Source organism: Microbacterium sp. NPDC056234 (assembly GCF_042267585.1).
Classification (GTDB): domain Bacteria; phylum Actinomycetota; class Actinomycetes; order Actinomycetales; family Microbacteriaceae; genus Microbacterium.
The window spans coordinates 39,914-61,423 of record NZ_JBHJTE010000002.1 but is presented as its reverse complement, the minus strand read 5'-3'; the positions used below and the strand labels follow the sequence as shown (position 1 = coordinate 61,423).

At 68.6% G+C, this 21,510-nt stretch carries 19 protein-coding genes; 8 read left to right on the top strand and 11 right to left on the bottom strand.

Features of this window, described 5'->3' with window-relative positions; translation table 11 throughout:
* Positions 1-9 precede the first annotated feature (9 nt).
* The gene (locus tag ACFCYE_RS06080; RefSeq protein WP_376177235.1) at positions 10-408 is read right to left on the bottom strand and encodes a hypothetical protein; all 399 of its coding nucleotides are present in this window, start codon (positions 406-408) and stop codon (positions 10-12) included.
* A gap of 216 nt (positions 409-624) precedes the next feature.
* On the opposite strand from ACFCYE_RS06080, the gene ACFCYE_RS06075 reads away from it, so the two are divergent.
* Positions 625-873 carry a WhiB family transcriptional regulator gene (locus ACFCYE_RS06075; protein WP_243224897.1) on the top strand — a complete coding sequence of 83 codons (249 nt, stop codon included), beginning with the start codon at positions 625-627 and terminating at the stop codon, positions 871-873.
* Positions 874-924: 51 nt separating this feature from the next.
* Here ACFCYE_RS06075 and ACFCYE_RS06070 read toward each other — a convergent pair whose 3' ends face one another.
* Both ACFCYE_RS06070 and ACFCYE_RS06065 read right to left on the bottom strand, forming a co-directional pair.
* The gene (locus tag ACFCYE_RS06070; RefSeq protein WP_376177233.1) at positions 925-2,406 is read right to left on the bottom strand and encodes a sensor histidine kinase; all 1,482 of its coding nucleotides are present in this window, start codon (positions 2,404-2,406) and stop codon (positions 925-927) included.
* Positions 2,407-2,549: 143 nt separating this feature from the next.
* Entirely contained in the window at positions 2,550-2,936 is a 387-nt protein-coding gene (locus ACFCYE_RS06065) for an Rv3235 family protein (protein WP_376177231.1), read from the bottom strand.
* A gap of 124 nt (positions 2,937-3,060) precedes the next feature.
* Between ACFCYE_RS06065 and ACFCYE_RS06060 the strand changes: the two genes are divergently transcribed.
* Positions 3,061-3,642, top strand: coding sequence for a hypothetical protein (locus tag ACFCYE_RS06060; RefSeq protein WP_376177229.1), 582 nt, complete (start codon positions 3,061-3,063; stop codon positions 3,640-3,642).
* 37 nt (positions 3,643-3,679) lie between these two features.
* Here ACFCYE_RS06060 and ACFCYE_RS06055 read toward each other — a convergent pair whose 3' ends face one another.
* Positions 3,680-3,955: a helix-turn-helix domain-containing protein gene (locus ACFCYE_RS06055; RefSeq protein WP_376177228.1), complete on the bottom strand. Its 276-nt coding sequence runs from the start codon at positions 3,953-3,955 to the stop codon at positions 3,680-3,682.
* Positions 3,956-4,053: 98 nt separating this feature from the next.
* Between ACFCYE_RS06055 and ACFCYE_RS06050 the strand changes: the two genes are divergently transcribed.
* Together ACFCYE_RS06050 and ACFCYE_RS06045 are read left to right on the top strand one after the other, a co-directional pair.
* Positions 4,054-4,665: an SAF domain-containing protein gene (locus ACFCYE_RS06050; RefSeq protein WP_376177227.1), complete on the top strand. Its 612-nt coding sequence runs from the start codon at positions 4,054-4,056 to the stop codon at positions 4,663-4,665.
* Positions 4,662-5,939, top strand: coding sequence for a CpaE family protein (locus ACFCYE_RS06045; protein WP_376177225.1), 1,278 nt, complete (start codon positions 4,662-4,664; stop codon positions 5,937-5,939). Before ACFCYE_RS06050 ends, ACFCYE_RS06045 begins: the two co-directional genes overlap by 4 nt.
* Here ACFCYE_RS06045 and ACFCYE_RS06040 read toward each other — a convergent pair.
* Both ACFCYE_RS06040 and secA read right to left on the bottom strand, forming a co-directional pair.
* Positions 5,830-7,056: a pyridoxal phosphate-dependent aminotransferase gene (locus tag ACFCYE_RS06040; protein WP_376177223.1), complete on the bottom strand. Its 1,227-nt coding sequence runs from the start codon at positions 7,054-7,056 to the stop codon at positions 5,830-5,832. The genes ACFCYE_RS06045 and ACFCYE_RS06040 overlap by 110 nt on opposite strands.
* Before the next feature lie 117 nt (positions 7,057-7,173).
* On the bottom strand, positions 7,174-9,972 hold the full coding sequence (gene secA, locus ACFCYE_RS06035) for a preprotein translocase subunit SecA (protein ID WP_376177221.1): 2,799 nt from the start codon (positions 9,970-9,972) through the stop codon (positions 7,174-7,176).
* Positions 9,973-10,151: 179 nt separating this feature from the next.
* Here secA and ACFCYE_RS06030 point away from each other — a divergent pair, with 179 nt between their 5' ends.
* The 4 genes from ACFCYE_RS06030 to ACFCYE_RS06015 all read left to right on the top strand — a co-directional run bounded on the left by ACFCYE_RS06030 (position 10,152) and on the right by ACFCYE_RS06015 (position 15,716).
* Positions 10,152-10,763 (top strand): PadR family transcriptional regulator, encoded by a 612-nt coding sequence (locus ACFCYE_RS06030; protein ID WP_376177219.1) that lies wholly within the window; start codon positions 10,152-10,154, stop codon positions 10,761-10,763.
* On the top strand, positions 10,760-11,488 hold the full coding sequence (locus ACFCYE_RS06025; protein WP_376177217.1) for an ABC transporter ATP-binding protein: 729 nt from the start codon (positions 10,760-10,762) through the stop codon (positions 11,486-11,488). Before ACFCYE_RS06030 ends, ACFCYE_RS06025 begins: the two co-directional genes overlap by 4 nt.
* Positions 11,485-14,298 carry an ABC transporter permease gene (locus tag ACFCYE_RS06020; protein ID WP_376177216.1) on the top strand — a complete coding sequence of 938 codons (2,814 nt, stop codon included), beginning with the start codon at positions 11,485-11,487 and terminating at the stop codon, positions 14,296-14,298. The genes ACFCYE_RS06025 and ACFCYE_RS06020 overlap by 4 nt, the downstream gene beginning before the upstream one ends.
* An 80-nt stretch (positions 14,299-14,378) precedes the next feature.
* Positions 14,379-15,716 carry a hypothetical protein gene (locus ACFCYE_RS06015; RefSeq protein WP_376177214.1) on the top strand — a complete coding sequence of 446 codons (1,338 nt, stop codon included), beginning with the start codon at positions 14,379-14,381 and terminating at the stop codon, positions 15,714-15,716.
* Between the two features lie 60 nt (positions 15,717-15,776).
* On the opposite strand, the gene hpf is transcribed toward ACFCYE_RS06015, so the two are convergent.
* The 5 genes from hpf to mtrA form a co-directional block, all read right to left on the bottom strand.
* Positions 15,777-16,433: a ribosome hibernation-promoting factor, HPF/YfiA family gene (gene hpf, locus ACFCYE_RS06010; RefSeq protein WP_376177212.1), complete on the bottom strand. Its 657-nt coding sequence runs from the start codon at positions 16,431-16,433 to the stop codon at positions 15,777-15,779.
* A gap of 120 nt (positions 16,434-16,553) precedes the next feature.
* Positions 16,554-17,186: a ComF family protein gene (locus ACFCYE_RS06005; RefSeq protein WP_376177210.1), complete on the bottom strand. Its 633-nt coding sequence runs from the start codon at positions 17,184-17,186 to the stop codon at positions 16,554-16,556.
* Positions 17,187-17,294: 108 nt separating this feature from the next.
* Entirely contained in the window at positions 17,295-18,998 is a 1,704-nt protein-coding gene (locus tag ACFCYE_RS06000; RefSeq protein WP_376177208.1) for an LpqB family beta-propeller domain-containing protein, read from the bottom strand.
* Positions 18,995-20,719 (bottom strand): MtrAB system histidine kinase MtrB, encoded by a 1,725-nt coding sequence (gene mtrB, locus ACFCYE_RS05995; protein ID WP_376177206.1) that lies wholly within the window; start codon positions 20,717-20,719, stop codon positions 18,995-18,997. The genes ACFCYE_RS06000 and mtrB overlap by 4 nt, the downstream gene beginning before the upstream one ends.
* Before the next feature lie 8 nt (positions 20,720-20,727).
* Positions 20,728-21,408 (bottom strand): MtrAB system response regulator MtrA, encoded by a 681-nt coding sequence (gene mtrA / locus ACFCYE_RS05990; protein ID WP_376177204.1) that lies wholly within the window; start codon positions 21,406-21,408, stop codon positions 20,728-20,730.
* Between the last annotated feature and the right edge of the window lie 102 nt (positions 21,409-21,510).

The following is a 21,510-nucleotide window of genomic DNA, read 5'->3' as shown; positions in this document are numbered from 1 at the left end:
CGGTCGGGCTCAGCCCCGGCCGGCAGTCGGTCCGTCCGATTCGATTTCGCGACGCGCGCTCGAGATCAGCAGCACGAAGCCGAGGATGCCGGGAACACCGACCCCGAGCACGAACAGCCAGGTCACGGGCTGCAGCGTGAGTGCTGCGAGCGCGAGCGCCACCGCAAGCACCTGGAGCACCACTCCCCCCGAGCGCGCCCAGGATCGCCCGCGCAGAGTTCCGAGGGCGAAGGCGATGAGTGCCGCGGCGCCGACCAGCGTCAACACGATCAGCGCGAGCGCCGTCGCGAGGTTCGCCGCGTCGCCGGAACCGAGGCCGAAGGTCTCGATGAGAGCGACGACGACGAGAGCGATGCCCTCAAGAGCGAGGACGGCGGCCGCCGCACGGGCGAGGCCGGGAGCGTTCACTGGGGTCCCCTGAGAATTGAATATGAATGCATAAAACCCTTGATTTCATGCGGATGCTGTAACACAATGTTAACAGTCATGTGCTCCCACAGCGGCGTGGGGCGAGCAATCGCTCGCATCACTTCACCAGGGTAGCGGAACCCGAAATCTCCGCCGCCCGAATCAGAGCCATCGAAAATCCGTTGGTTCATCAAGAATCCACACCGAGGAGCCCCCATGGACTGGCGCGATAAGGCCGCCTGCTTGACCGTCGACCCCGAGTTGTTCTTCCCCGTGGGGAACACCGGACCGGCCGTCGATCAGATCGAGAAGGCAAAGGCCGTCTGCGCCACCTGCACCGTCACCGAGATCTGCCTGCAGTACGCCCTGGAGACCAGCCAGGACTCGGGCGTGTGGGGCGGCCTCAGCGAAGACGAGCGCCGCGCGCTCAAGCGCCGCGCAGCGCGCGCCCGCCGCGCCAGCTGAACACTGCGATACGAGAAAGGCCCCTCCGCGGAGGGGCCTTTCTCGTATCTGCTACTTCTTGATCCACCGCAGGGGTATGTCGATCGTCACCTCGGTGCCCTTGCCGTCCGTGCCCTCCCACGCGATCGTTCCGCCGAGCTCGCCCTGGATGAGCGTGCGGATGATCTGAGTGCCCAGGCCCTGACCGATCCGCCCCTCCGGCAGGCCATGACCGTTGTCGGCGACCGTGACACGCAGGTTCTCGTCCGTGCGCGTGGCATCGATCGTGACGAATCCCTCCTGGCCCGCCAGGCCGTGCTCGACCGCGTTCGTGACGACCTCGGTCAGCGCGAGCGCGAGCGGCGTCGCGTAATCGCTCGGAAGAACGCCGAAATGTCCGGTGGATCTGGTGCGCGCGCGGGTATTGGGAGCGGCCGCGACTTCGGCGACCAGCTTGAGAACGCGGTCGAAGACCTCATCGAAGTCGACCTGCTGCGTGAGCCCCTGAGCGAGGGTGTCGTGGACGACGGCGATCGAGTCCACGCGCCGCATCGCCTGCGTGAGCGCCTCGCGCGCCTCTTCGGAGTGCGTCCGACGCGCCTGTATGCGCAGCAGCGAGGCGACCGTCTGCAGGTTGTTCTTGACGCGGTGGTGGATCTCGCGGATCGTCGCGTCCTTCGTGATGAGCTCCTGCTCCTGGTGACGCAGCTCGGTCACGTCGCGGCACAGGACGATGGCGCCGATGCGGGTGCCGTGATCGCGCAGCGGAATCGCCCGCAGCGACACCGTCACACCTCGGGCCTCGATGTCGGTGCGCCACGGAGCGCGCCCTGTGACCACGACCGGCAGCGATTCGTCCACCTGCCGGGTCACCGGGAGGATGCGGGTGGTGACCTCGGCGAGCGACTCGCCCTCGAGCTCATCGTCGAAGCCCATCCGGTTGAACGCCGACAGCGCGTTCGGGCTGGCGAAGGTGGTGACGCCGTCGACATCGATCCGGATGAGGCCGTCGGATGCGCGCGGCGCACCGCGCCGCGGCGAGGTGGGTGCAGCGAGATCGGGGAACTCGCCGGAGGCGATCATGCGGAACAGGTCGTTCGCGCAGTCGTCGAAGGTGATCTGCTGACGCGATGGCGTCCTGGCCTCGCCGAGGTTCGTGTGCCGGGTCACGACGCCGATCACTCGCAAAGGGTCGTCCTTCGAACGGTTCGCGAGGATCGGGACGGCGCGCACCCTCGTCGGTGTCTCTTCGAACCAGTCCGGGGAGGACGAATCCACGATCTCCCCCGATTCGAACGCGCCGTGCACCTGGGTGCGCCACTGCGGCCTCACCCGTTCCCCGACGATGTCGCGGTAGAAGAGCGTCGCCGCACCGCTGGGCCGGGTATGCGCGACGGCGATGAACGATCCGTCTTCCGTGCGCACCCATACGACGATGTCGGCGGATGCGAGGTCGGCGAGGAGCTGGCCGTCTCCCGCGAGGCGGTGCAGCCATTCGACATCGCTGTCGGTCAGGCACCCCTGCGCGTGGACGAGATCACTGAGCGTTGACACCCCTCAAGCCTAGGGCTCGACGGCGTGACAGCTGTGCAGTCAGACCACCTCGACCGCGGAGTTCTCGAACTCGAGCGTGATCTCCTCGGAGACCAGCGCTCCGCCGGAGCCCGGTCGCACGTGGTTCGGATGCTGTCCGCCGCTCACAGCACGGCGAGCGAGGTCGCACGCCACCGATGATCCAGTCCCTCCAGTCGGATGGCCACAGCCCGTGTACGCCCTGGCCCCGCCACCACGACCACCGCCTCGACGACGCCGTCCGCCGGAGCGGACCTGTGCACGGACAGGATCTCGAACACCGGCCGGCTCGGCGACACGTCCCTCGCGCTGCGGGCGCGCGCCGCGAGGTTCGCACGCGTGACGAGCTTGCTGTAGGCCTCCTCACTGAACCAGCGAGCCAGCTGGTCGACTTCCCTGACGCCGGCGAACACCTCCAGCGCACCCTGCGTGAGGCTGCGCAGCAGCGGTTCGGGGTCGGGCAGTTCCGCCGCCGGCGTCGGCTGGTATGAGAAGTATTCGTGCAATGTCATGTCGTGCCGTTCTCGTGCGTGAGGTGCCGAAAGTAGAACACGTCCGCGCGCACTCGTGCGGATCTCGGTCACCCATTGTGGATAACTCGTACGTCGGCGACGCGGGTCCTCTACGCTCGATGCCGTGCACTGGGACGGGCTGTTCGAGGACCTCGAGGGTCAGCTGGCATCGGAGTGGGAGGCGGAGCGCGCGGCTCTGGATGCCGAGTCCGAGCGGCTACGGATCTCACGCATCGACGTGCGCACCCGTCTGCGCACGCTCGCCGCCGCCGAGGCATCCGTCACCGTGGAGCTGCCCGCCGGGCGGTTGATCGCCGGCCGCGTCGTCGAGATCGGCGCGGACTGGCTGGCGATGTCACCGAGCCACAGTCGCGGCACCTCCCTGATCCCGCTCACGGCCGTGCGCGGCATCAGGATGGACCACGGGATGCTGCTGGCCAGTCTCGATCCTGCCGTGCCGTCCTCCGAACTGCGTGAGCGGATGACGCTCGGCTTCGTACTCCGCGATCTCGCGCGTCGGCGGGTGCCGGTGACGATCGAGGACCTCGACGGATCCCGTCGACACGGCACGATCGATCGCGCCGGCACCGACCACTTCGACCTGGCCGCGCACGACGCCGGTTCTTCTCGGCGCGCGCAGGACGTCCGTGCCTACGGCATCATCGCGTTCGCCGCCGTCGCACGCATCGATCTGGAGCCTCGCTGACGCGACCGTGCCGCGAGCGCTGCGACGGACTCATCCTTCAGGGTCGGTGCGGAGTGGTGCCCCACACCTCGGGGAAGCTCGCCTCGTTCGCCTGGCGCCACAGTGCCATGCGCCTGGCCTGCTCGGACTGCTCTGCGAGATACTCGGCCAGGCTGCTCTCTTCGACGCGCCAGCGCGGAGGCGACCCGAGCTGGGACCCTCGAAGCCGTCCTTCGTGAACGAGGGCGATGACCTCATCGACCTCGATGCTCAGCAGCTCGGCGACCTCGGACGGGGCGAGGAACCGCGGAGCGCGGGACGACGGTTCGGACATGCTCCCATTGTCCACTCCGAGCGGCATCCGCACCTGGGACCGACACCCCTGTGGATAACTTTCTCAGCGCGGGGCCGTTTTCTGTGACGATGTCGATCATGACCACGAACACGCGCGTCCGCCGCACGCCATGGGGTGACGCCCGCTTCTACATCGGCGTCGCCCTGGTCGTGCTCTCGATCCTCGGCGTCTGGCTGATCGTGAATGCCTCCCGAACCACCACCCCGGTGCTGCAGGCCGATCGGACGATCGTCCCCGGCGAAGCGCTCAGCTCCTCGGACTTCAGCGTGGTGGATGTCTCGCTGGGCGCTGCGGCCGACCGCTATCTCGCCCCACAGGACCTCACCGCCGGACAGATCGCCACGCGCGGATTGGCCGAGGGAGAGCTGCTGTCGGCCGCAGCCGTCGGGGACGCGGACGATGCCCGCACCACGACGATCGTCGTGGAGAGCAGCGCAGGGCTGCCGGCCGGGATCGGGCCCGGCACCGTGGTCGAGCTGTGGCAGGCTCCTCCGTTGGAGGAGGGATTCGACGAGCCCCGCATTCTCGTCGCCGACGTGACCGTGGCATCGCTCGTCGAGGCCACGGGCGTGATGGCGCAGAGCAGACCGGCGGTCGAACTGGTGATCGAACGCTCGGACGTCTCCGACGTGCTCTCCGCCATGACCGGAGGCGCCGCGCTGTCGATCGTGCCGATGGGGTCGCGATGAGCGCGGTCGCCATCGCGCTCGACGAGCCACGGGCGTCGGCGCTGGCGGAGGAGCTCGCCGACCTCGGCATCCTGGTCGCGGCGGTGCTGCCGATCGGGACCGTCCCGCATGCTGCTTTCGGCGAACTCGACGCGCTGATCATGCCGGCCACGAGGGCGGCGCTGACCGCCGAGGTCGTCTCAGCGTGCGACCGGGCGGGTATCCGCATCGTCGCCCTCGGCGACAGCGACTCGCGACTGCTCAGCCGGTTCGGTATCGCCGGCGCTCTGCCGTCGGATGCGACGGCAGAGGCCATCGCGAACGCGATCGCCGGGAATGCTCCCGCCGCGCCGGCATCCCCGCCGCACGGCCGTTCGCGCGTGATCGCGGTGTGGGGCCCGCACGGCGCGCCCGGCCGCTCCACTGTCGCCATTCAGCTGGCGGTCGAGTTGACCCGCGCGGGTCATCGGACCGCCCTGCTGGATGCCGACAGCGTCGCCCCCTCGCTCGCGCTGCTGCTCGGACTGAGCGATGAAGGTCCTGGCCTCGCCGCTGCCTGTCGGCGGGCCGAGCTCGGCGGGCTCGATTCCGCTGAGCTGACTCGGCTCTCGGCGACGGTCGAGACCTCGGGAGGAAGCCTCGAGGTGCTCGGCGGCCTGAATCGTCCGAGCCGCTGGCCCGAGCTCTCGGCCGATCGGCTGCGGCGTACGCTCGCCGCCTGCCGCGACTGGGTCGATCGGTGCGTGGTCGACACGTCGGCCGCGTTCGAAGCCGATGACGAAGTGACGTGGGATCTCGAGGGTCCGAGGCGCCACGCCGCGACGGCTGCCGTCCTCGCCGACGCGGACGAGATCGTGGCCGTCGCGTCAGCGGATCCGCTCGGCGTGGCACGGTTCCTCCGCGACCACTCCGAGCTGCGCGGCATCGTCGGCGACACCCCGGTGCGCGTGGCGGTGAACCGGGTGCGCCCCGGACCCCTCGGAATCGACGCGCGTGGTCAGGTCCGCCGCACCCTGGAGCGGTTCGCCGGCATCACGGACGTCAGCTTCCTCCCGTACGATCAGCGCGCGACGGATGCCGCGCTGCTGCACGCGCGGCCGATCGCCGACGTGACCCCGCGGTCCCCTCTGGTCGCCGGCATCCGTCGACTCGCGCAGGACGCCGGCGACGCGACGGCCCCGACCGTCACTGCCGGTAGTCGGCGAGGAAGTTTCCGAGACGTTCGATCGCGTCGCCGAGCACCCGCGGTTCCGGCAGCGTCACGACGCGGAAGTGATCCGGGGTGGGCCAGTTGAACCCGGTCCCCTGCACGAGCAGGATGCGCTCGGCCACCAGCAGGTCGTAGACGAGCTTCTCGTCATCGTGGATGTCGTGCACGTTCGGATCGAGCCGAGGGAAGGCGTAGAGCGCCCCTTGCGGCTTCACGCACGACACGCCGGGGATGGCCTCCAGGCCCTCCCACGCGACGTCACGCTGCTCGTGCAGTCGCCCGCTCGGCCCGATCAGCGCATCGATGGACTGAACTCCCGAAAGCGCTGCCTGCACGGCGTGCTGCGCGGGGACGTTCGGGCACAGGCGCGTCGATGCCAGCAGGGTGATGCCCTCGATGAAGCCCTTGGCGTGTCCCTGAGGGCCCGTGATGACCAGCCAGCCCGAGCGGAATCCGGCGACGCGGTACGTCTTGGAGAGACCGTTGAAGGTCAGGCACAGCAGATCCGGAGCGAGCGTCGCCGTCGGGATGTGCACCGCGTCGTCGAAGAGGATGCGGTCGTAGATCTCGTCCGACAGCAGCAGCAGCTCGTTCTCGCGCGCGATCTGGACGATTCCCTCCAGCACGGCCTTCGAGTAGACGACACCGGTGGGGTTGTTCGGATTGATGATGACGATGGCTTTGGTGCGAGGCGTGACCTTCGCCCGGATGTCTTCGAGATCGGGCTCCCATCCGGCATCCTCATCGCAGAGGTAGTGCACCGGGGTCCCGCCGGCGAGGCTGGTCATGGCCGTCCACAGCGGATAGTCGGGCGCGGGAATCAGCACCTCGTCGCCCTCATCGAGCAGCGCCTGCATCGTCATCGTGATGAGCTCCGAGACGCCGTTGCCGAGATACACGTCGTCCGGGTCGACCGCGGGGAACCCCTCGATCTGCTCGTAGCGGCTCACCACGGCACGACGCGCCGAGATGATGCCCTTGCTGTCGCTGTACCCGTGCGCCGTCGGCAGCGCCGCGAGCATGTCGTGCACGATCTGATGCGGAGCTTCGAAGCCGAAGATGGCCGGGTTGCCCGTGTTGAGCTTGAGGATGCTGTGGCCCTCGGCCTCCAGCCGCGCCGCCTCTGCAGGGACCCGTCCACGGATCTCGTACAGGACGTTCTTGAGCTTCGACGACTGGTCGAAGTGGCGCGAGTGAGTCATTGAGAAAGCCTATCGCCGCGCAGACGATGCTTCTCGCCCGCAGGCCAAAGCGTGATCCATCGGCGTCGGATCGGCTCGATTCCGCCGGCCGACCATGCGGTCAGCCGGCGGAAGGCATCACTTCTTCTTGCCTGCGCGCCGCTGGGCGCGGTTCTGCGCGCCGGAATCCTGGCCGCCCGCGGTGGGCTGCCCGAACGCGCCGCGTTCGGTCGGAGCGTCCGTTGCGGGAGCGGCGGCTGCGGCCGCGGCGGCACGACGAACACGATCGGTCGCCGCCTGCTGCACCTGGCCGCGCTCGTTGCGCACCTCGACGTCGCCCGAGTCGCTCGGCGCGGAATACTCCAGCCGCTGCTCCGGAGCGCCGTCCGCCAGCCCCTTGGCCTCGACGGAAGCCGTCTCGGAATCGCCGGCGCGACGAACCTCGACCTCGAGGTTGTAGAGGTATCCGACCGACTCCTCCTTGATCTGGCCCATCATCGCCTGGAACATGGCGTAGCCCTCGCGCTGGTACTCGATCAGCGGGTCGCGCTGCGCCATGGCGCGCAGGCCGATGCCGTCCTTGAGGTAGTCCATCTCGTAGAGGTGGTCGCGCCAGCGGCGGTCCAGCACCTGCAGGACGACGCGCCGCTCGAGCTCACGAGTCGCCGGGGTGCCCAGGGTCGTCTCGCGCTTCTCGTAGGCGATCTTCGCGTCCGAGAGCAGCTCGCGGATGAGTCCGTCGGAGGTGATGCCGCCCTTACGGCCCTGCGCCTCGGAGACGACCTCGTCGATCGTGACGCCGACGGGGTAGAGCGTCTTCAGCTCGGTCCAGAGCGCGTCGAAGTCCCAACTCTCGTTGTGGCCTTCGGCGGTGTGGTCCTTGACCACGCCGGTGATGGCATCCTCGATGAAATGCTGCACGCGATCGGCGATGTCGTCGCCGTGCAGGATCTGCCGGCGGTCGGCGTAGATGGCCTCGCGCTGACGGTTGAGGACGTCGTCGTACTTGAGCACGTTCTTGCGCATCTCGGCGTTGCGCGCCTCGACCTGCGACTGCGCGCTGCGAATGGCTCGTGAGACCAGGCCCGACTCGATCGGCACGTCATCCGGGAAGTTCGTCCGAGCCAGGATCGCCTCGGCGGCACCGGACTGGAACAGGCGCATGAGGTCGTCGGTGAGGCTGAGGTAGAAACGGCTCTCACCGGGGTCGCCCTGACGGCCCGAACGTCCGCGCAGCTGGTTGTCGATGCGGCGCGACTCGTGGCGCTCGGTGCCGAGGACGTACAGGCCGCCCGCTTCCACGACCTTCGAGCTCTCCTCGGCGACGATGGCCTTCATCGCCTCGTAGGTCTCATCCCATGCGGACTCGTACTCCTCCGGCGTCTCGGCCGGATCCAGGCCCTTGGCCTTGAGCTCCTGAACCGCGAGGAACTCGGCGTTTCCGCCGAGCATGATGTCGGTGCCTCGACCGGCCATGTTCGTGGCGACGGTCACGGCGCCCAGCCGGCCGGCGCGCGCGACGATCTCGGCCTCGCGAGCGTGGTTCTTCGCGTTGAGGACCTCGTGCTTGATGCCCTTCTTCGCCAGCAGCCGAGACAGGTACTCGCTCTTCTCGACGCTGACGGTTCCGACGAGCACCGGCTGACCGTCGGCGTGCCGCTCGGCGATGTCCTCGACCACCTGTGCGAACTTCGCGGTCTCGTTCTTGTAGACCAGGTCCGCCTGGTCCTTGCGGATCATCGGCCGGTTGGTCGGGATCGGGACGACGCCGAGCTGGTAGGTCGACATGAACTCGGCCGCCTCGGTCTCGGCGGTACCGGTCATGCCTGCGAGCTTGTCGTACAGACGGAAGTAGTTCTGCAGGGTGACGGTGGCCAGGGTCTGGTTCTCGGCCTTGACCGGCACGCCCTCCTTGGCCTCGATGGCCTGGTGGATGCCCTCGTTGTACCGGCGCCCCACGAGGATGCGACCGGTGTGCTCGTCGACGATCATGACCTCGTCGTTCATGACGACGTAGTCGGTGTCTTTCTTGAACAGGGCGAGTGCCTTGATCGAGTTGTTCAGGAACGAGATGAGCGGCGTGTTCGCCGACTCGTACAGGTTGTCGATGCCGAGGTAGTCCTCGACCTTCTCGATGCCGGGCTCGAGCACGCCGACGGTGCGCTTCTTCTCGTCGACCTCGTAGTCCTCGCCCTCGACGAGCGTGCGGGCGATCTTGGCGAACTCGGCGAACCACCGGTTCGCCTCGCCCGAGGACGGACCGGAGATGATCAGCGGCGTCCTCGCCTCGTCGATGAGGATCGAGTCGACCTCATCGACGATCGCGAAGAAGTGGTCCCGCTGGACGAGATCCTCCTTGCGCCATGCCATGTTGTCGCGCAGGTAGTCGAAGCCGAACTCGTTGTTCGTTCCATAGGTGATGTCTGCGGCGTACTGCTCCCGACGAACGGCCGGCGTCTGTCCGGAGACGATGATGCCGGTGGTCATGCCGAGGGCGCGGTAGACGCGGCCCATGAGCTCGGCCTGGTACGACGCCAGGAAGTCGTTCACCGTGATGACGTGCACGCCCTTGCCGGCGATCGCGTTGAGGTACGTCGGGAAGGTCGCGACCAGGGTCTTTCCCTCACCGGTCTTCATCTCGGCGATGTTGCCCATGTGCAGCGCAGCGCCACCCATGATCTGGACGTCGTACGCGCGCATTCCCAGGGTGCGCTTGGCCGCCTCGCGGACGGCGGCATACGCCTCGGCCATGAGCTGGTCGAGCGTCTCGCCCTTCTCGAACCGGGCGCGAAGCTCGACGGTCTCGTTCGCGAGCTCCTCATCGGTGAGTTTCTCGAAGTCCGCCTCCAGCGCACCGACAGCCTTCACGACCTGGTTGAGCCGGCGAAGGATGCGACCTTCACCCGCGCGCAGCAGCTTCTCAAGAGGATTCGCCACTTAAGTCATCTCCCTGTTCTGGGTCAGATCCCGGCCGCCCCGATGGGGCCGGTGCCGGGCATACTGTGCCATGTTACCGGGCCGTGACCTGCGCGTCGCCTGCACGGGATCCTGGACTCGATTTCCCAGTATCTATATACTCAGAATAGATTTCGCACACTCCACCCGAAGGAGATCGCATGTCCGTCCGTCAGAGCCTGCTCGCCATCCTCGACCAAGGCCCCTGTTACGGCTACCAGCTGCGAGCCGAGTTCGATCGACGCACCGGTTCCACCTGGCCGCTGAACGTGGGCCAGATCTACAACACGCTCGAGCGCCTCGAACGCGACGGTCTGGTCCACCGCGGTGAGGTCGACGAGCACGGCCACGTCTATTGGCAGATCACGCACGCCGGTTCCGCCGAGGTCGCCTCATGGCTGTCCTCCCCCGTCGAACGAGGTCAAGCGACACGAGACGAATTGGCGATCAAACTCGCCGTCGCAGCGACGCTACCGGGCATCGATGTGACGACGGTGATCCAGACGCAGCGCAAGGCGTCTCTGCGTCAGCTGCAGTCGCTGCAACGCGCCAAGTACGCCGGCGGAGACCCTGAGGGGCCGCAAGAGCTGGCCTGGTCGCTCGTCGTCGATTCGATGATCTTCGCCGCTGAGGCGGAGGTGCGCTGGCTCGATCACACCGAGCAACGCCTGGCAATGCATCCCGAGCACGCGATGGCACTCGAGCTGGCCACGGATCGTCCGCGTCGCGGACGGCCGCAGAAGACCGCCACGGACGCGGCGAACGCACGATGAGCGCCGACGATGTGATCCTGCGCCTGGTCGGAGTCACCCAGCAGTACGGGCGCGGCCCGACGGCCGTCTCGGCCTTGTCGGGCGTCGACCTCGAGGTCGCCAGTGGCGAGCTCGTCGCCGTCATGGGTGCGTCCGGGTCAGGCAAGTCGACCCTGCTGTCGATCGCCGGCGGGCTCGCGACCCCGACGACCGGCGAGGTCGTCATCGAAGGTGCTCACCTGAGCGAACAGTCTCCTGCGCAGCTGGCCCGGCTCCGGCGCCGCTCGCTGGGATTCGTCTTCCAGGATTTCAATCTCATCCCGACGCTGACCGCGGTCGAGAACGTGATGCTGCCGCTGGAGCTCGACGGCTTTCGCCCGCGCGTGGCCAGACGCGCCGGGCGCGACGCGCTGGCCTCCGTCGGGCTCGACGAGAAGCTCGACGCGTATCCCGACGACCTGTCGGGTGGCCAGCAGCAGAGGGTCGCGATCGCCAGAGCCGTGGTCGGCGGAAGACGCCTGATCCTCGCGGACGAACCCACCGGAGCGCTGGACTCGGTCACGGGGGAACGTGTGCTGAGGATGCTGCGCAGCCGTGTGGACGCGGGTGCCGGCGGCATCCTGGTGACGCACGAGGCCCGACACGCCGCCTTCGCAGATCGCATCGTCTTCCTTCGGGACGGACGCATCGTCGACGAATCGCGCCACGACCCCGCCGATGTCCTGCTGACCGGCACGAGTCGATGAGCGCCGCGCTCGACGCACCCGTCGAGCGCCGCACGGCCTTCCGAGCCCGCTGGCGCGTCGCCGCGCGACTCGCCAGCAGGCAGGTGCGACGCACGATCCTTTCGAGTCTGCTCATCACCGCTCTCATCGCGCTTCCGATCGCCGGCATGACCGCATACGCGATCATGGCGTTCAGCATGAGCGCCACGGCCGAGGAGCGATCTCGTGTGGAACTCGGCGACATGCGGGCCTGGGTGTCGGTCGTCGGCGGCCCGGACTCCGCCATCGTGCAGGCTCCGACCGAACCCGACTGGTACGGGTTCGCCTCGCACTCCGACGGCACGCAGGCCGTGCCGGACCAGCTGCCGGAGGCCGCGACCCTGCTGCCGGTCGACACCGAGATGATCCCGATCGTGGAGGGACAGCTCCGTGTGCTCACATCCCACGGAGCCGCAGTGCTCCCCGCGTGGAGCGGCGAGTCCTGGGACGAGCGCTTCACCGGTCGCTTCGATCTCGTCGACGGTCAGCGCCCACGGGGTGCGGAACAGGCCATGGTCACCCCCGCCGCCCTCGACCGGCTCGGTGCATCCATCGGCGACGCTGTCGTGCTCGCCGACACCCGCGAGGCGTTCACCATCGTCGGCACTCTGGATGCCGCGACGCTGGCCGACGACACCGCAGCGCTCTTCCTGCCCGCCGGAGCGCCGATCGCCGGGGAGACGCGCTGGTATCTTCCGCAGCTCGAACTCTCCTGGTCCGACGTGCAGCAGCTCAACCGGCAGGGAGCGGTCGCGTATTCCGCGGCGGTCGTTCTCGACCCGCCCGAGCGCCTCGATGACGAGACGATGACGGTCACGGACAGCGCGCAGGGCGTGATGTGGTCCGTGCTCATGCTGCTCGCCGTGGCCGGGGCTTTCGCGGGCTACGTCGTGGTGATGCTCGCCGGAGCAGCATTCGCCGTCGCGGCGCGGCGACAGCAGCGTTCGCTCGCGGTCGCCGCCAGTGTCGGGGCCTCCGCGGGCGATCTCCTGCGCGCGATCATGCTGCAGGGCGGGGTACTCGGCCTGGTCGGCGGCGTGTCCGGCGTCGTCGTGGGTGCGGTGGCCGCCGCCGGAATCATGCTGCTCACCGCCGACGGCTCGGCCACCCAGTACTGGGGATTCCATGTGCCGTGGGCAGTGCTCGCGGGCATTCTCGTGTTCGCCGTCGTGGTCGGCACCGCATCCGCGGCGATGCCTGCACGCGCCATCGCCCGCTCCGACACGCTCAGCGCCCTGCGCGGCGCGCGTCGTCCGCAGCGATTGAAGACGTCGCGCCCGGTTTGGGGGTCTGTCATCCTCCTGATCGGCGTGGTGGTGACACTCGCAGCAGCGGCGGCGATGGGCGCTGTGAACGCTGCCGATGTCGGGTACGACTCGCCACTGCGGCTGATCCCGCCGTTCGGGATCGTGATCGGTCCGATCCTCGTGCAGCTGGGCATCCTCCTCTCCGGCGCCTGGCTGCTCTGGATCGCCTCACGAGGCCTGTCGCGTCTCGGCATGGCGGCGCGTCTGGCGTCCCGGGATGCCGCGGCCAACACCTCCAGAACCGTGCCTGCGTTCGCGGCGATCGCGGCGACCGTCTTCATCGCGGTGTTCGCGATCGGGCAGATCGCGATGCAGACCTCGCTCTCGGCTCGGAACTGGGCGTATCAGGCGCCGGTGAACTCCCTGTCGGTCCAGCTGTACTCGACGGGAGGGTCCGCCGTGATCGAGACGGACGCGGCCTCCGCCGCGGCGGCGCAGGCGGTCGAGCTCACCGACATGGTCGACGCACGGGGCGCAGCCGTGATCCGGAAGCAGGTGCCTCCGCAGTTCGCCGACACGTCAGCGGAGATCGATCAGGACGCGCCATGGCTCATGGCGGTGCTGCCGGAGCGGTACCTGCTCGATCCGCAATCGCAGACCTCCTACACCTATTCGTCGCAGGATCCGACGAACCCGCTCTCCGTCATCGAGCCGTCCGAGATCGAGACGGCGATCGGCGTCGAGCTGTCGCCTGCGCAGCTGTCCGCCTATCGCGACGGTGCCGCCGTCGTCGCCGACCCGCGGTATGCCTCGGGCGCGGAGATCGAACTGTCGGCATGGACAGCCGCAGAAGCCTTCGACGGTGTCGTTCCGGACAACATCTGGCTGCCCGCGGACGGACAGCCGGCTACGGCGCCTCCTCGTCGGACCGAGACGCTCGACGCCATCGTCCTCGATCTCCCCCACCAGCCGACCGCGATCGCGATCGCCCCCGAGCAGGCGGCGGAGCTGGGCATCACCGCGCAGCCGGCACAGGTGATCGCCTCGTTCGCCGGGTCGCCGTCGACAGCGGAACTCGATCGTGCCACGGCGCATGCGCAGGTCCTCGGGACCACTGCCGTGTCACTCGCACCGCACTACGAACAGGGTCCGTCCCGCGACGGGTTCTGGATGATTCCGATCCTCATCGCCGTCGCGGTGCTCGTGCTCGGCGCGAGCGCCGTCGCCCTGGGCCTTGCCCGATTCGAGCGCCGGCCGGACGATGCGACCCTCTCCGCCGTCGGCGGCACGCGGGCGCTGCGCCGCGGGATCAGCTTCTGGCAGGGCTTGATCATCGCCGGTCTCGGCACGTTCGCCGGCGCAGCGGCGGGCGTCCTTCCGCCGATCGGATTCGCGATCCAATCTCGCGGCACGCTCCTGGTGGAGGACATCCCGTGGCTCGAACTCGGGCTGCTCGCCGTCGCGCTGCCGCTCTCGATCGCGGTCGTCAGCTGGCTCATCCCGCCACGTGCGCCCGACCTCACCCGTCGCACGGCGATCGCCTGACCGCCGCGTCGCCCGTGGGATCCGTTCGCCCCAAGCGGATGCACAGCCGCGGCATCCGCTCGAGAAAGTAGGATCGGCTCATGGCTGGATTCTGGGGCAGACGGAAGCGCGAAGAAGAAGCGGCACGATCGGCGCAGGACGCCGACCTCGCCCGCAAGGCCGAGCAGGCGCTCGTCGCCGCCGACGAGCGCATCCGCACGGCCAGCGACGAGCTGGTGTTCGCCGAGGCCGAGCTCGGTGCGTCCCTCACCGCGGATCTCAAGGCCGCGCTCGAGGCCGTCCGCACGCATCTGCGCGAGGCGTTCCAGCTGCACCAGCTCAACCACGACGAGATCCCCGACACCGCGGAAGAGCTGCGCACCCGCAACGCGCGCATCGCCCAGCTGTGCGAATGGGCCGAGCAGCTGCTGGACGAGAAGACGGCTGCACTGGCCCAGCAGATCGCCAAAGTTCGTCAGGCACCGCAGATCATCGCGCAGCTGCGTCAGGATGCCGAGGCTCTCACCGCACGCCTCCCCCATGCCCGCACCACGATCGAGCGGCTCTCCGCGCGGTACTCGGAATCCGCCATGGACCAGATCTCCGCCGCTGCGGACGAGGCCGAACAACTCGTGTCCTTCGCCACGCACGGCGCCGATGTCTCAGAGCGGCGTCGCGCATCTCGCCAGAACGAAGAGGCCAATCTCGCGCTGGAGACCGCGTCGGAGGCTGTTCGTCGTGCCGGCGTCGTGCTCGACGCCGTCGAAGACTTCGAGATCGAAGCGCTGCGAGCCGAATCGACGCTGGCCGAGGTCATCGCCGACTCGCGTGGGGACATCATCGCCGCTCGGACCGCTCCGCAGGTGCCCGCCGTCACGTCGGCGGTCTCCGAGCTCGAGAAGGCGCTTGCGTCCCTGGCGCCGTCGGGCTCTCGCAACGATCCGTTCGCGGAGCTGAGCCGCCTGCGCACGGCCAATACGGCACTCGACGAGGCCATCGCGACCGCACGTCACCGCATCGACAACCCGCTGCCGCCGCTGGAGCACGTGCAGCACGCGCTCGACGACGCCGACCGTCAGCTGGGAGTCGCCCGCAGCCTGATCGCCGGCCACCGCGGCTGGATCGGTGCGGATGCCCGCACGCGTCTCGCCGAGGCCGAGCGGCTGCGGACCGACGTCCCGACGCTCCTTCCTGCCGAAGAGACCAGGGAGCAGGCGCTCGCGGCTGCTCGACGGGTCGCGCAGCTCGCCTCGGAGGCGCTCCAGCTGGCTCAGCGCGACATCGACTCCGCGCGTCCGCAGCAGCAGAACGACGGCTGGGGCGCAGCTCCGGGTTGGGGTGGCGGCGGCGGACGTCGAGGGGGCGGCGGCGGCGACCTCGCATCCGGCATCCTCGGCGGTCTCGTGATCGGCAGCATCCTGGACGGCATCTTCGACTGACGACCGCCCGCACGACGAAGGCCCGGCGCGAGCCGGGCCTTCGCTGCGTTCACGGGTCGATCAGGACGCCAGCGCTTCTTCGGGCGATGCCTGCGTGGTGAGCGAGATGACGCCGTAGTCCCATCCCTTGCGCCGGTAGACGACGCTCGGGTGGTCGGTGCGGACGTCGACGAACAGGAAGAAGTCGTGTCCGACCAGTTCCATGCGGTCGACCGCTTCCTCCACGGTCATCCACTCCGGGTCGAAGTTCTTCGTGCGGATGACGACCGGCGAATACGCCTCCTCCTCCTGGGGCGGCACCGGGATGGCGCCGGTCGCGACGGCGTGCAGAACGTCGGCGGAAGCCGGCTGCACATCGATTCCTTCCAGGGCTCCGCTGCCCTTCTCGAAATGGGCACCTCTGGGGTGCTGGCGGCCGTCGACGCGCTTCTCCTTCGCGCGTCGCAACTGCTCCGACATCTTGTCGAGGGCGAGATCCAGCGCGACGAACTTGTCGCCGTCCGTTGCTTCCGCTCGTACGACGGGCCCCTTGCTCACCAGCGTGAGCTCGACGGTCTCGTCGGGAATCCGCCCGCCTCGATACGCCCGGTGGGTGACCTTGACATCCAAGCGCTGCGCACGGGCCGCGAGCGTGGAGATCCGGGCGATCTTCTCCTCGACTACAGTGCGAAAGCGATCTGAGATGCTCACTCCCACGCCGACGATGCTCGTTTCCATTCCTGCCTCCTTGTCCCGGTCCTCCCGGCCAAGGGCGGACCGTGGTCGCCTTGTGAACCCCTACCGTAGTCCCCGTTCCCATGGATGTCACGGCCCATTTCCCCCGTGTCGGCCTGGCGTTCACCTGAGCCGCGGCGTGGCCCCGAGAGCGATCGCTCCTCGGACCCGGAATCCCGCCGCGCGGAGGACATCGGATGCCTCGATCAACGTCGCCCCGGTGGTGATCACATCGTCGACGACGATCACCTCCTCGCCGGTTCCCGCGGCGCGCACACGCATGCTGCCTGCGACATTGCGTGCCCGTTCGGCCCGGCCGAGCCCGCGCTGATCCTCAGTCCGGGCGGCCTGGACGAGCAGGCGCGTGGGTTTCCGGCCGCACGCGCGCACCAGCAGCTCCGGCATTCGGAAGCCCCGGCGTCGGAACGCGGCCCGGGAGGTCGGCACCGGGACGAGCAGCACATCGGCGCCGGACGGCATCAGCGGGTGCAGCGCCGCGGCCAGCGGTGGGATGAGCAACGTGCTCCCGTCCTCCTTCACCGCGCGGACGCACCGCGCAACGACGCCGTCGAACGGCAACGCAGCGGTCGCGGACAGGCCACCGGTCAGCGCGCGTCGAACGGGAGCCGGGTGCAGGAGCTCACGGCATGCGTCGCACAGCACTCTGCCCGGTTCGTCGCACCCGGCGCAGGAGGCGCCCAGCAGCACGCTGAGGACCTCGTCGAGCAGCCGGGGCCCTGGCTCGCGTCTGATCATCCCGCCACTGTGCACCAGTGCCCGAGCCCATGAGCACCCGACGACGCGGCATTCACGGTGCCCGTGCAGAACCCGCCGGATCGACGAGCCGTGCAGAACGAGATGTCCTCAGTATCCTGCGCGCGTCCCCAGCACGAGCACGCCCTGATAGAACTCCTGCCAGGCCGACGCGCGCGGCGCGAAAAGGGTGCCGTCCGCGCCCAGTATCCGCACGCCCGCCGGCGACTTCGCTCCGGCGAAGGAGGCGCTCCCGTTCGGAGCGGTCTGCTCGCTGCCCGGTCCGCCGACGATCTGCATCCTCAGCGCCGCCTCGTCCCCTTCGGTCAGGATGCCGAGGCTGTCGGCGCCCAACCACACGAGTCCCTGTGCCGGCGTGCTCAGCTCGACCACCTCGTGCGTCGGCCCGAATCCGGTGGGGACATTGCTGTCGTCCCGCAGGATGACCGCTGTCACGACGCTCTGGCGACCGCCGATGGTCACCAGCGCGGCGATGCGCACACCGTCCGTCGAGACCCGCAGCGCCGAGATCGCCGATGCCTCGGGCCACGCATCGACGATGTCGGGCGAGGTCACGTCCTCCGTCCACGCATGGACATCCTGCGGATCGCCGGTCGGGGCCGACCAGATGTAGCCGTACGGATCGATCGAGGGCTCGACGAGTCCTGGCCGGGCATCGAGTTCGTTCGCCTTCGAGTTCGTTATGGCCCAGATCGCCCCTGTGCTCAGCTGCACGGCGGCCAGGCCCTCGCCCTGCGCGAGGTCGATCGCGGAGACGGGCTCGTCGAACTGGGCAAGCGGTTCGGTGATGCCTGCGATCGGAGTCACCTCGCCGCCGACCAGGCTGCCGAAGCCGTCCTCGGTCAGCACGATCGTGCTGACGTCCGAACTGTCGGACGCGAGACCCGCTTCATCAGCATCCAGCTCGCTGCCGTTCACGGTGAAGCGGACCTCGCTCACGCCCGTGGCCGCCAGGCTCTTCTCGAGCTGCGTCCTCATCCGCGCGAGCGTGGCCGCGTCGAGCGACAGCGCCGCGTCCGTGAGAGCGACGCTGGCGACCTGCTCGGTGACCGGGACGGAGTTCCCGTCCAGCAGCACATCGGCAGGGAACGCGCTGTGCACGGCCGGTTGGAGCCAATCGCTCGGGGTCCCCTCGATCGCGGCCTGCGTGATCGAGGTCGCCACGTTCGACCCGCGCGGATACCAGCGCACGTCCGGTACCAGGTGCCGCCAGCTCTGGTCGTAGTACTGGAGCGAGTAGCGGCTGTAGACCTGCTGGAACGACCCCTCGTCCAGCACGATCCCGTCCGGAGCGCTTGCGATCCGCCACTCGCCGTCGTCGTCGCGCTCCAGGCGGAAGGCCAGCTCCGTGTCGCCCGCCGCCTCCGTGTAGCGGCCGTCGGCGTCCACGCTCGCGCGCTGATCCAGATCGACTCTGACGTCCGCTTCATCCGCGGAGTCGAGCTCCTCCGGTGTGTCCACGCTGGAGGCATACGACCGTGAGCCGGCGACATCGATCGTGATGCCGGCGCCGGGTCGCCACGTGTCGGCCAGATCCGATGTCAGGAACTCCCTGGCGATCGACCAGTTGTCCGTCGGCGTGATGGAGGCCTCCAGGAATCCCGCCACGATCACTTCCGGACCCGCGCCCGAGATCGGACTCGACGCCCGCTCGGTGAACGGCGAGTCCGCTTCGACGTCACCGACCGGGAGACCGGCCTGAACGGGACCCGACGTCGGAAGCCCGGCGCAGGCTGTCAGGGCCGCCGCGAGGACGACGACGGCGACGCCGCGCACCACGGTCGAGATCCTCATGGTCGGTCCTTCCGATCTCGCGCGGCATCGGGGTCGACAGCGCCGTTCGCCTCGGCATCCAACTCGTAGCGCACCTGCGCGATGTGGAGGGGCTGCGTCGCGTCGGAGAGATCGCCCAGCGCATCCTCCGGTTCGAGCGACACCGGCGACGGCCCCAGCAGCGCACCCGGGTGTCGAGGGATCGTCAGCACGAAGTTCGATCCGACCGCGAGCTCGGACCAGACGGACAGGGTGCCCCCGTGCAGGCGCGCATCGCCGAGCGCGATCGACAAGCCGAGCCCGGTGCCGCCGATCGTGCGCTGGCGCGACGGATCCGCGCGCCAGAACCGATCGAACACCCGGTCGACATCGGCAGCCGACATCCCGAGCCCGAAGTCCCGCACGCCGATCGCGACAGCATGCTGATTGCTGTCGACGGTGACGACGACCGGGCGCCCCTCGCCGTGCTCGATCGCGTTGCCGATCAGATTGCGCAGCACACGACGCACACGACGCGCATCCATGTCGACCGGCGAGTAGCCGCCAGGGGCGACCAGGCGCAACTCGGTGCCGTGGCCGTCCGCCAGCGGCCGCATCTGGTCGATGACGTCTTCCGCGAGGTGAGCCAGACTGGTCGCCTCCAGTTCCAACTGCACGGATCCGGCGTCGTAGCGGCTGATCTCCAGGAGGTCGTTCAGCAGCGTCTCGAAACGCTGAACCTGCGTGTGCAGGAGCTCGGCGGTGCGGGCGGTGGTCGGGTCGAAGTCTCCCCGCTGATCGTTGAGCATGTCGGCGGCGAGACGGATCGTGGTCAGCGGAGTACGCAGCTCGTGAGAGACATCCGAAACGAACCGCTGCTGCACGAGAGAGAGCTCGCCTAGCTCCTTGATCTGCGCCTCGATGCTGTCGGCCATCGCGTTGAACGACCGGCCGAGCGTCGCCAGCTCGTCCTCGCCGTGCACCGGAATGCGCACACCGAGATCGCCGGTCGCGAACCGCGCACTGGTCTCGGCCGCTTCGACGATCGGCACGGACATCGACCGCAGCACGATCCACGAGATGCCGGCGATGATCGCGACCAGAGACAGTCCGGCCACCCACAGGGTGCGCTGCACGAACACCAGTGTCTGCTCGGAGTCGGACAGGTCGTAGGCGATGTAGACCTCGTACGGTCCGACATCCGGTACGAACATCTGCTGGCCGACGATGATGCCCGGCACGTCGTCGCCGTCCTCCTCGAGCGCGACCGACTGCCAGGACTGCACGTCGTCGAGCGTTTCGACGCGGGTGCGAAGGGTCGGGCTGACCAGCCCGTCGTCCAGCAGCTCGATCGACCCGAAAGTGGGTGGTGCATAACCGCCTGGTTCGATGTCCCCCTGGAAGACGGCGATCCGATCGGAGGAGGACGTACCGCGCAGATCGCGCTGCACGACGCGCCACAGCGCCACGAACGCGGCGCGATCATCGCCGACCTCGGCTGCGTCCAACGTGCTCTGCGCCGCAGCGACAGCGCGACGCGCGTCGGCGAGCGCCTGATCCTTGCGGGACTCGAACAGATCGTTGGCGATCACGAGCGCCATGGTCCCGCAGGTCACGAACACCGCGGATGCCGTCAGCAGCAACGTGATGGTGAGCGTGCGGAAGCGCAGCGACCGTCGCCACAGCGCGCTGACGTTGGCGCTCCAACTGCGCCAATCGCGCCAGAGGCCGACCTGCGTGACCGTCGCGGTCGTCGCGATCACGCGGACTCCTAGACGACGGTGCCGGCGCGATATCCGACGCCGCGCACCGTCATGACGATCTTGGGGTTGTCCGGGTCGAGTTCGACCTTGGCCCGCAGACGCTGGACGTGCACGTTCACCAGACGCGTGTCGGCCTTGTAGTGATAGCCCCACACCTGCTCGAGGAGCATCTCGCGGGAGAAGACCTGCTGCGGCCTGGATGCCAGCGCGACGAGCAGCTGGAACTCGAGCGGTGTCAGCGCGATCGGCGCGGTGCCTCGGCGCACCTCGTGCGCGTCGACATCGACGACCAGGTCCCCGATGCGCAGCACCTCGCTGGTGGCCTGCGTCGACGGGCGAAGGCGGGTACGGATGCGCGCGACGAGCTCCTTCGGATTGAAGGGCTTGACGATGTAGTCGTCGGCACCCACCTCGAGGCCCCGCACGACATCTGCAGTGTCGCTGCGGGCGGTGAGCATGATGATCGGGATGCCGGATTCAGCGCGGATCCGCGTGCAGATCTCGATGCCGTCCATGCCCGGCAGCATCAGGTCGAGCAGGATCAGGTCCGGCTTCTGCGTGCGCCACTCCTCGACGGCTCGCGCACCATCGGCGCAGAACACCGGCTCGAATCCCTCGGTGCGCAACACGATCCCGATCATCTCGGCGAGTGCGGTGTCGTCGTCGACAACGAGGATGCGTGAGGTCATGTGTGCCCAGCTCCGACTTTCTTCCCAGGGCTGCCGTCGGGAACACACCGAACGGCCGCAGATTTTCCCAGCGTACTTCACGACACGCCGGGATTCACGGAA

Bases quoted from the DNA above. Each gene is read 5' to 3' on its own strand.
- ACFCYE_RS06005 (WP_376177210.1), bottom strand. From the start codon at position 17,186: ATGATCAGACGCGAGCCAGGGCCCCGGCTGCTCGACGAGGTCCTCAGC.
- ACFCYE_RS06030 (WP_376177219.1), top strand. From the start codon at position 10,152: ATGTCCGTCCGTCAGAGCCTGCTCGCCATCCTCGACCAAGGCCCCTGT.
- hpf (WP_376177212.1), bottom strand. From the start codon at position 16,433: ATGGAAACGAGCATCGTCGGCGTGGGAGTGAGCATCTCAGATCGCTTT.
- ACFCYE_RS06055 (WP_376177228.1), bottom strand. From the start codon at position 3,955: ATGTCCGAACCGTCGTCCCGCGCTCCGCGGTTCCTCGCCCCGTCCGAG.
- ACFCYE_RS06045 (WP_376177225.1), top strand. From the start codon at position 4,662: ATGAGCGCGGTCGCCATCGCGCTCGACGAGCCACGGGCGTCGGCGCTG.
- ACFCYE_RS06040 (WP_376177223.1), bottom strand. From the start codon at position 7,056: ATGACTCACTCGCGCCACTTCGACCAGTCGTCGAAGCTCAAGAACGTC.
- ACFCYE_RS06050 (WP_376177227.1), top strand. From the start codon at position 4,054: ATGACCACGAACACGCGCGTCCGCCGCACGCCATGGGGTGACGCCCGC.
- ACFCYE_RS06020 (WP_376177216.1), top strand. From the start codon at position 11,485: ATGAGCGCCGCGCTCGACGCACCCGTCGAGCGCCGCACGGCCTTCCGA.
- ACFCYE_RS06025 (WP_376177217.1), top strand. From the start codon at position 10,760: ATGAGCGCCGACGATGTGATCCTGCGCCTGGTCGGAGTCACCCAGCAG.
- ACFCYE_RS06075 (WP_243224897.1), top strand. From the start codon at position 625: ATGGACTGGCGCGATAAGGCCGCCTGCTTGACCGTCGACCCCGAGTTG.
- ACFCYE_RS06000 (WP_376177208.1), bottom strand. From the start codon at position 18,998: ATGAGGATCTCGACCGTGGTGCGCGGCGTCGCCGTCGTCGTCCTCGCG.
- mtrA (WP_376177204.1), bottom strand. From the start codon at position 21,408: ATGACCTCACGCATCCTCGTTGTCGACGACGACACCGCACTCGCCGAG.
- ACFCYE_RS06015 (WP_376177214.1), top strand. From the start codon at position 14,379: ATGGCTGGATTCTGGGGCAGACGGAAGCGCGAAGAAGAAGCGGCACGA.
- ACFCYE_RS06065 (WP_376177231.1), bottom strand. From the start codon at position 2,936: ATGACATTGCACGAATACTTCTCATACCAGCCGACGCCGGCGGCGGAA.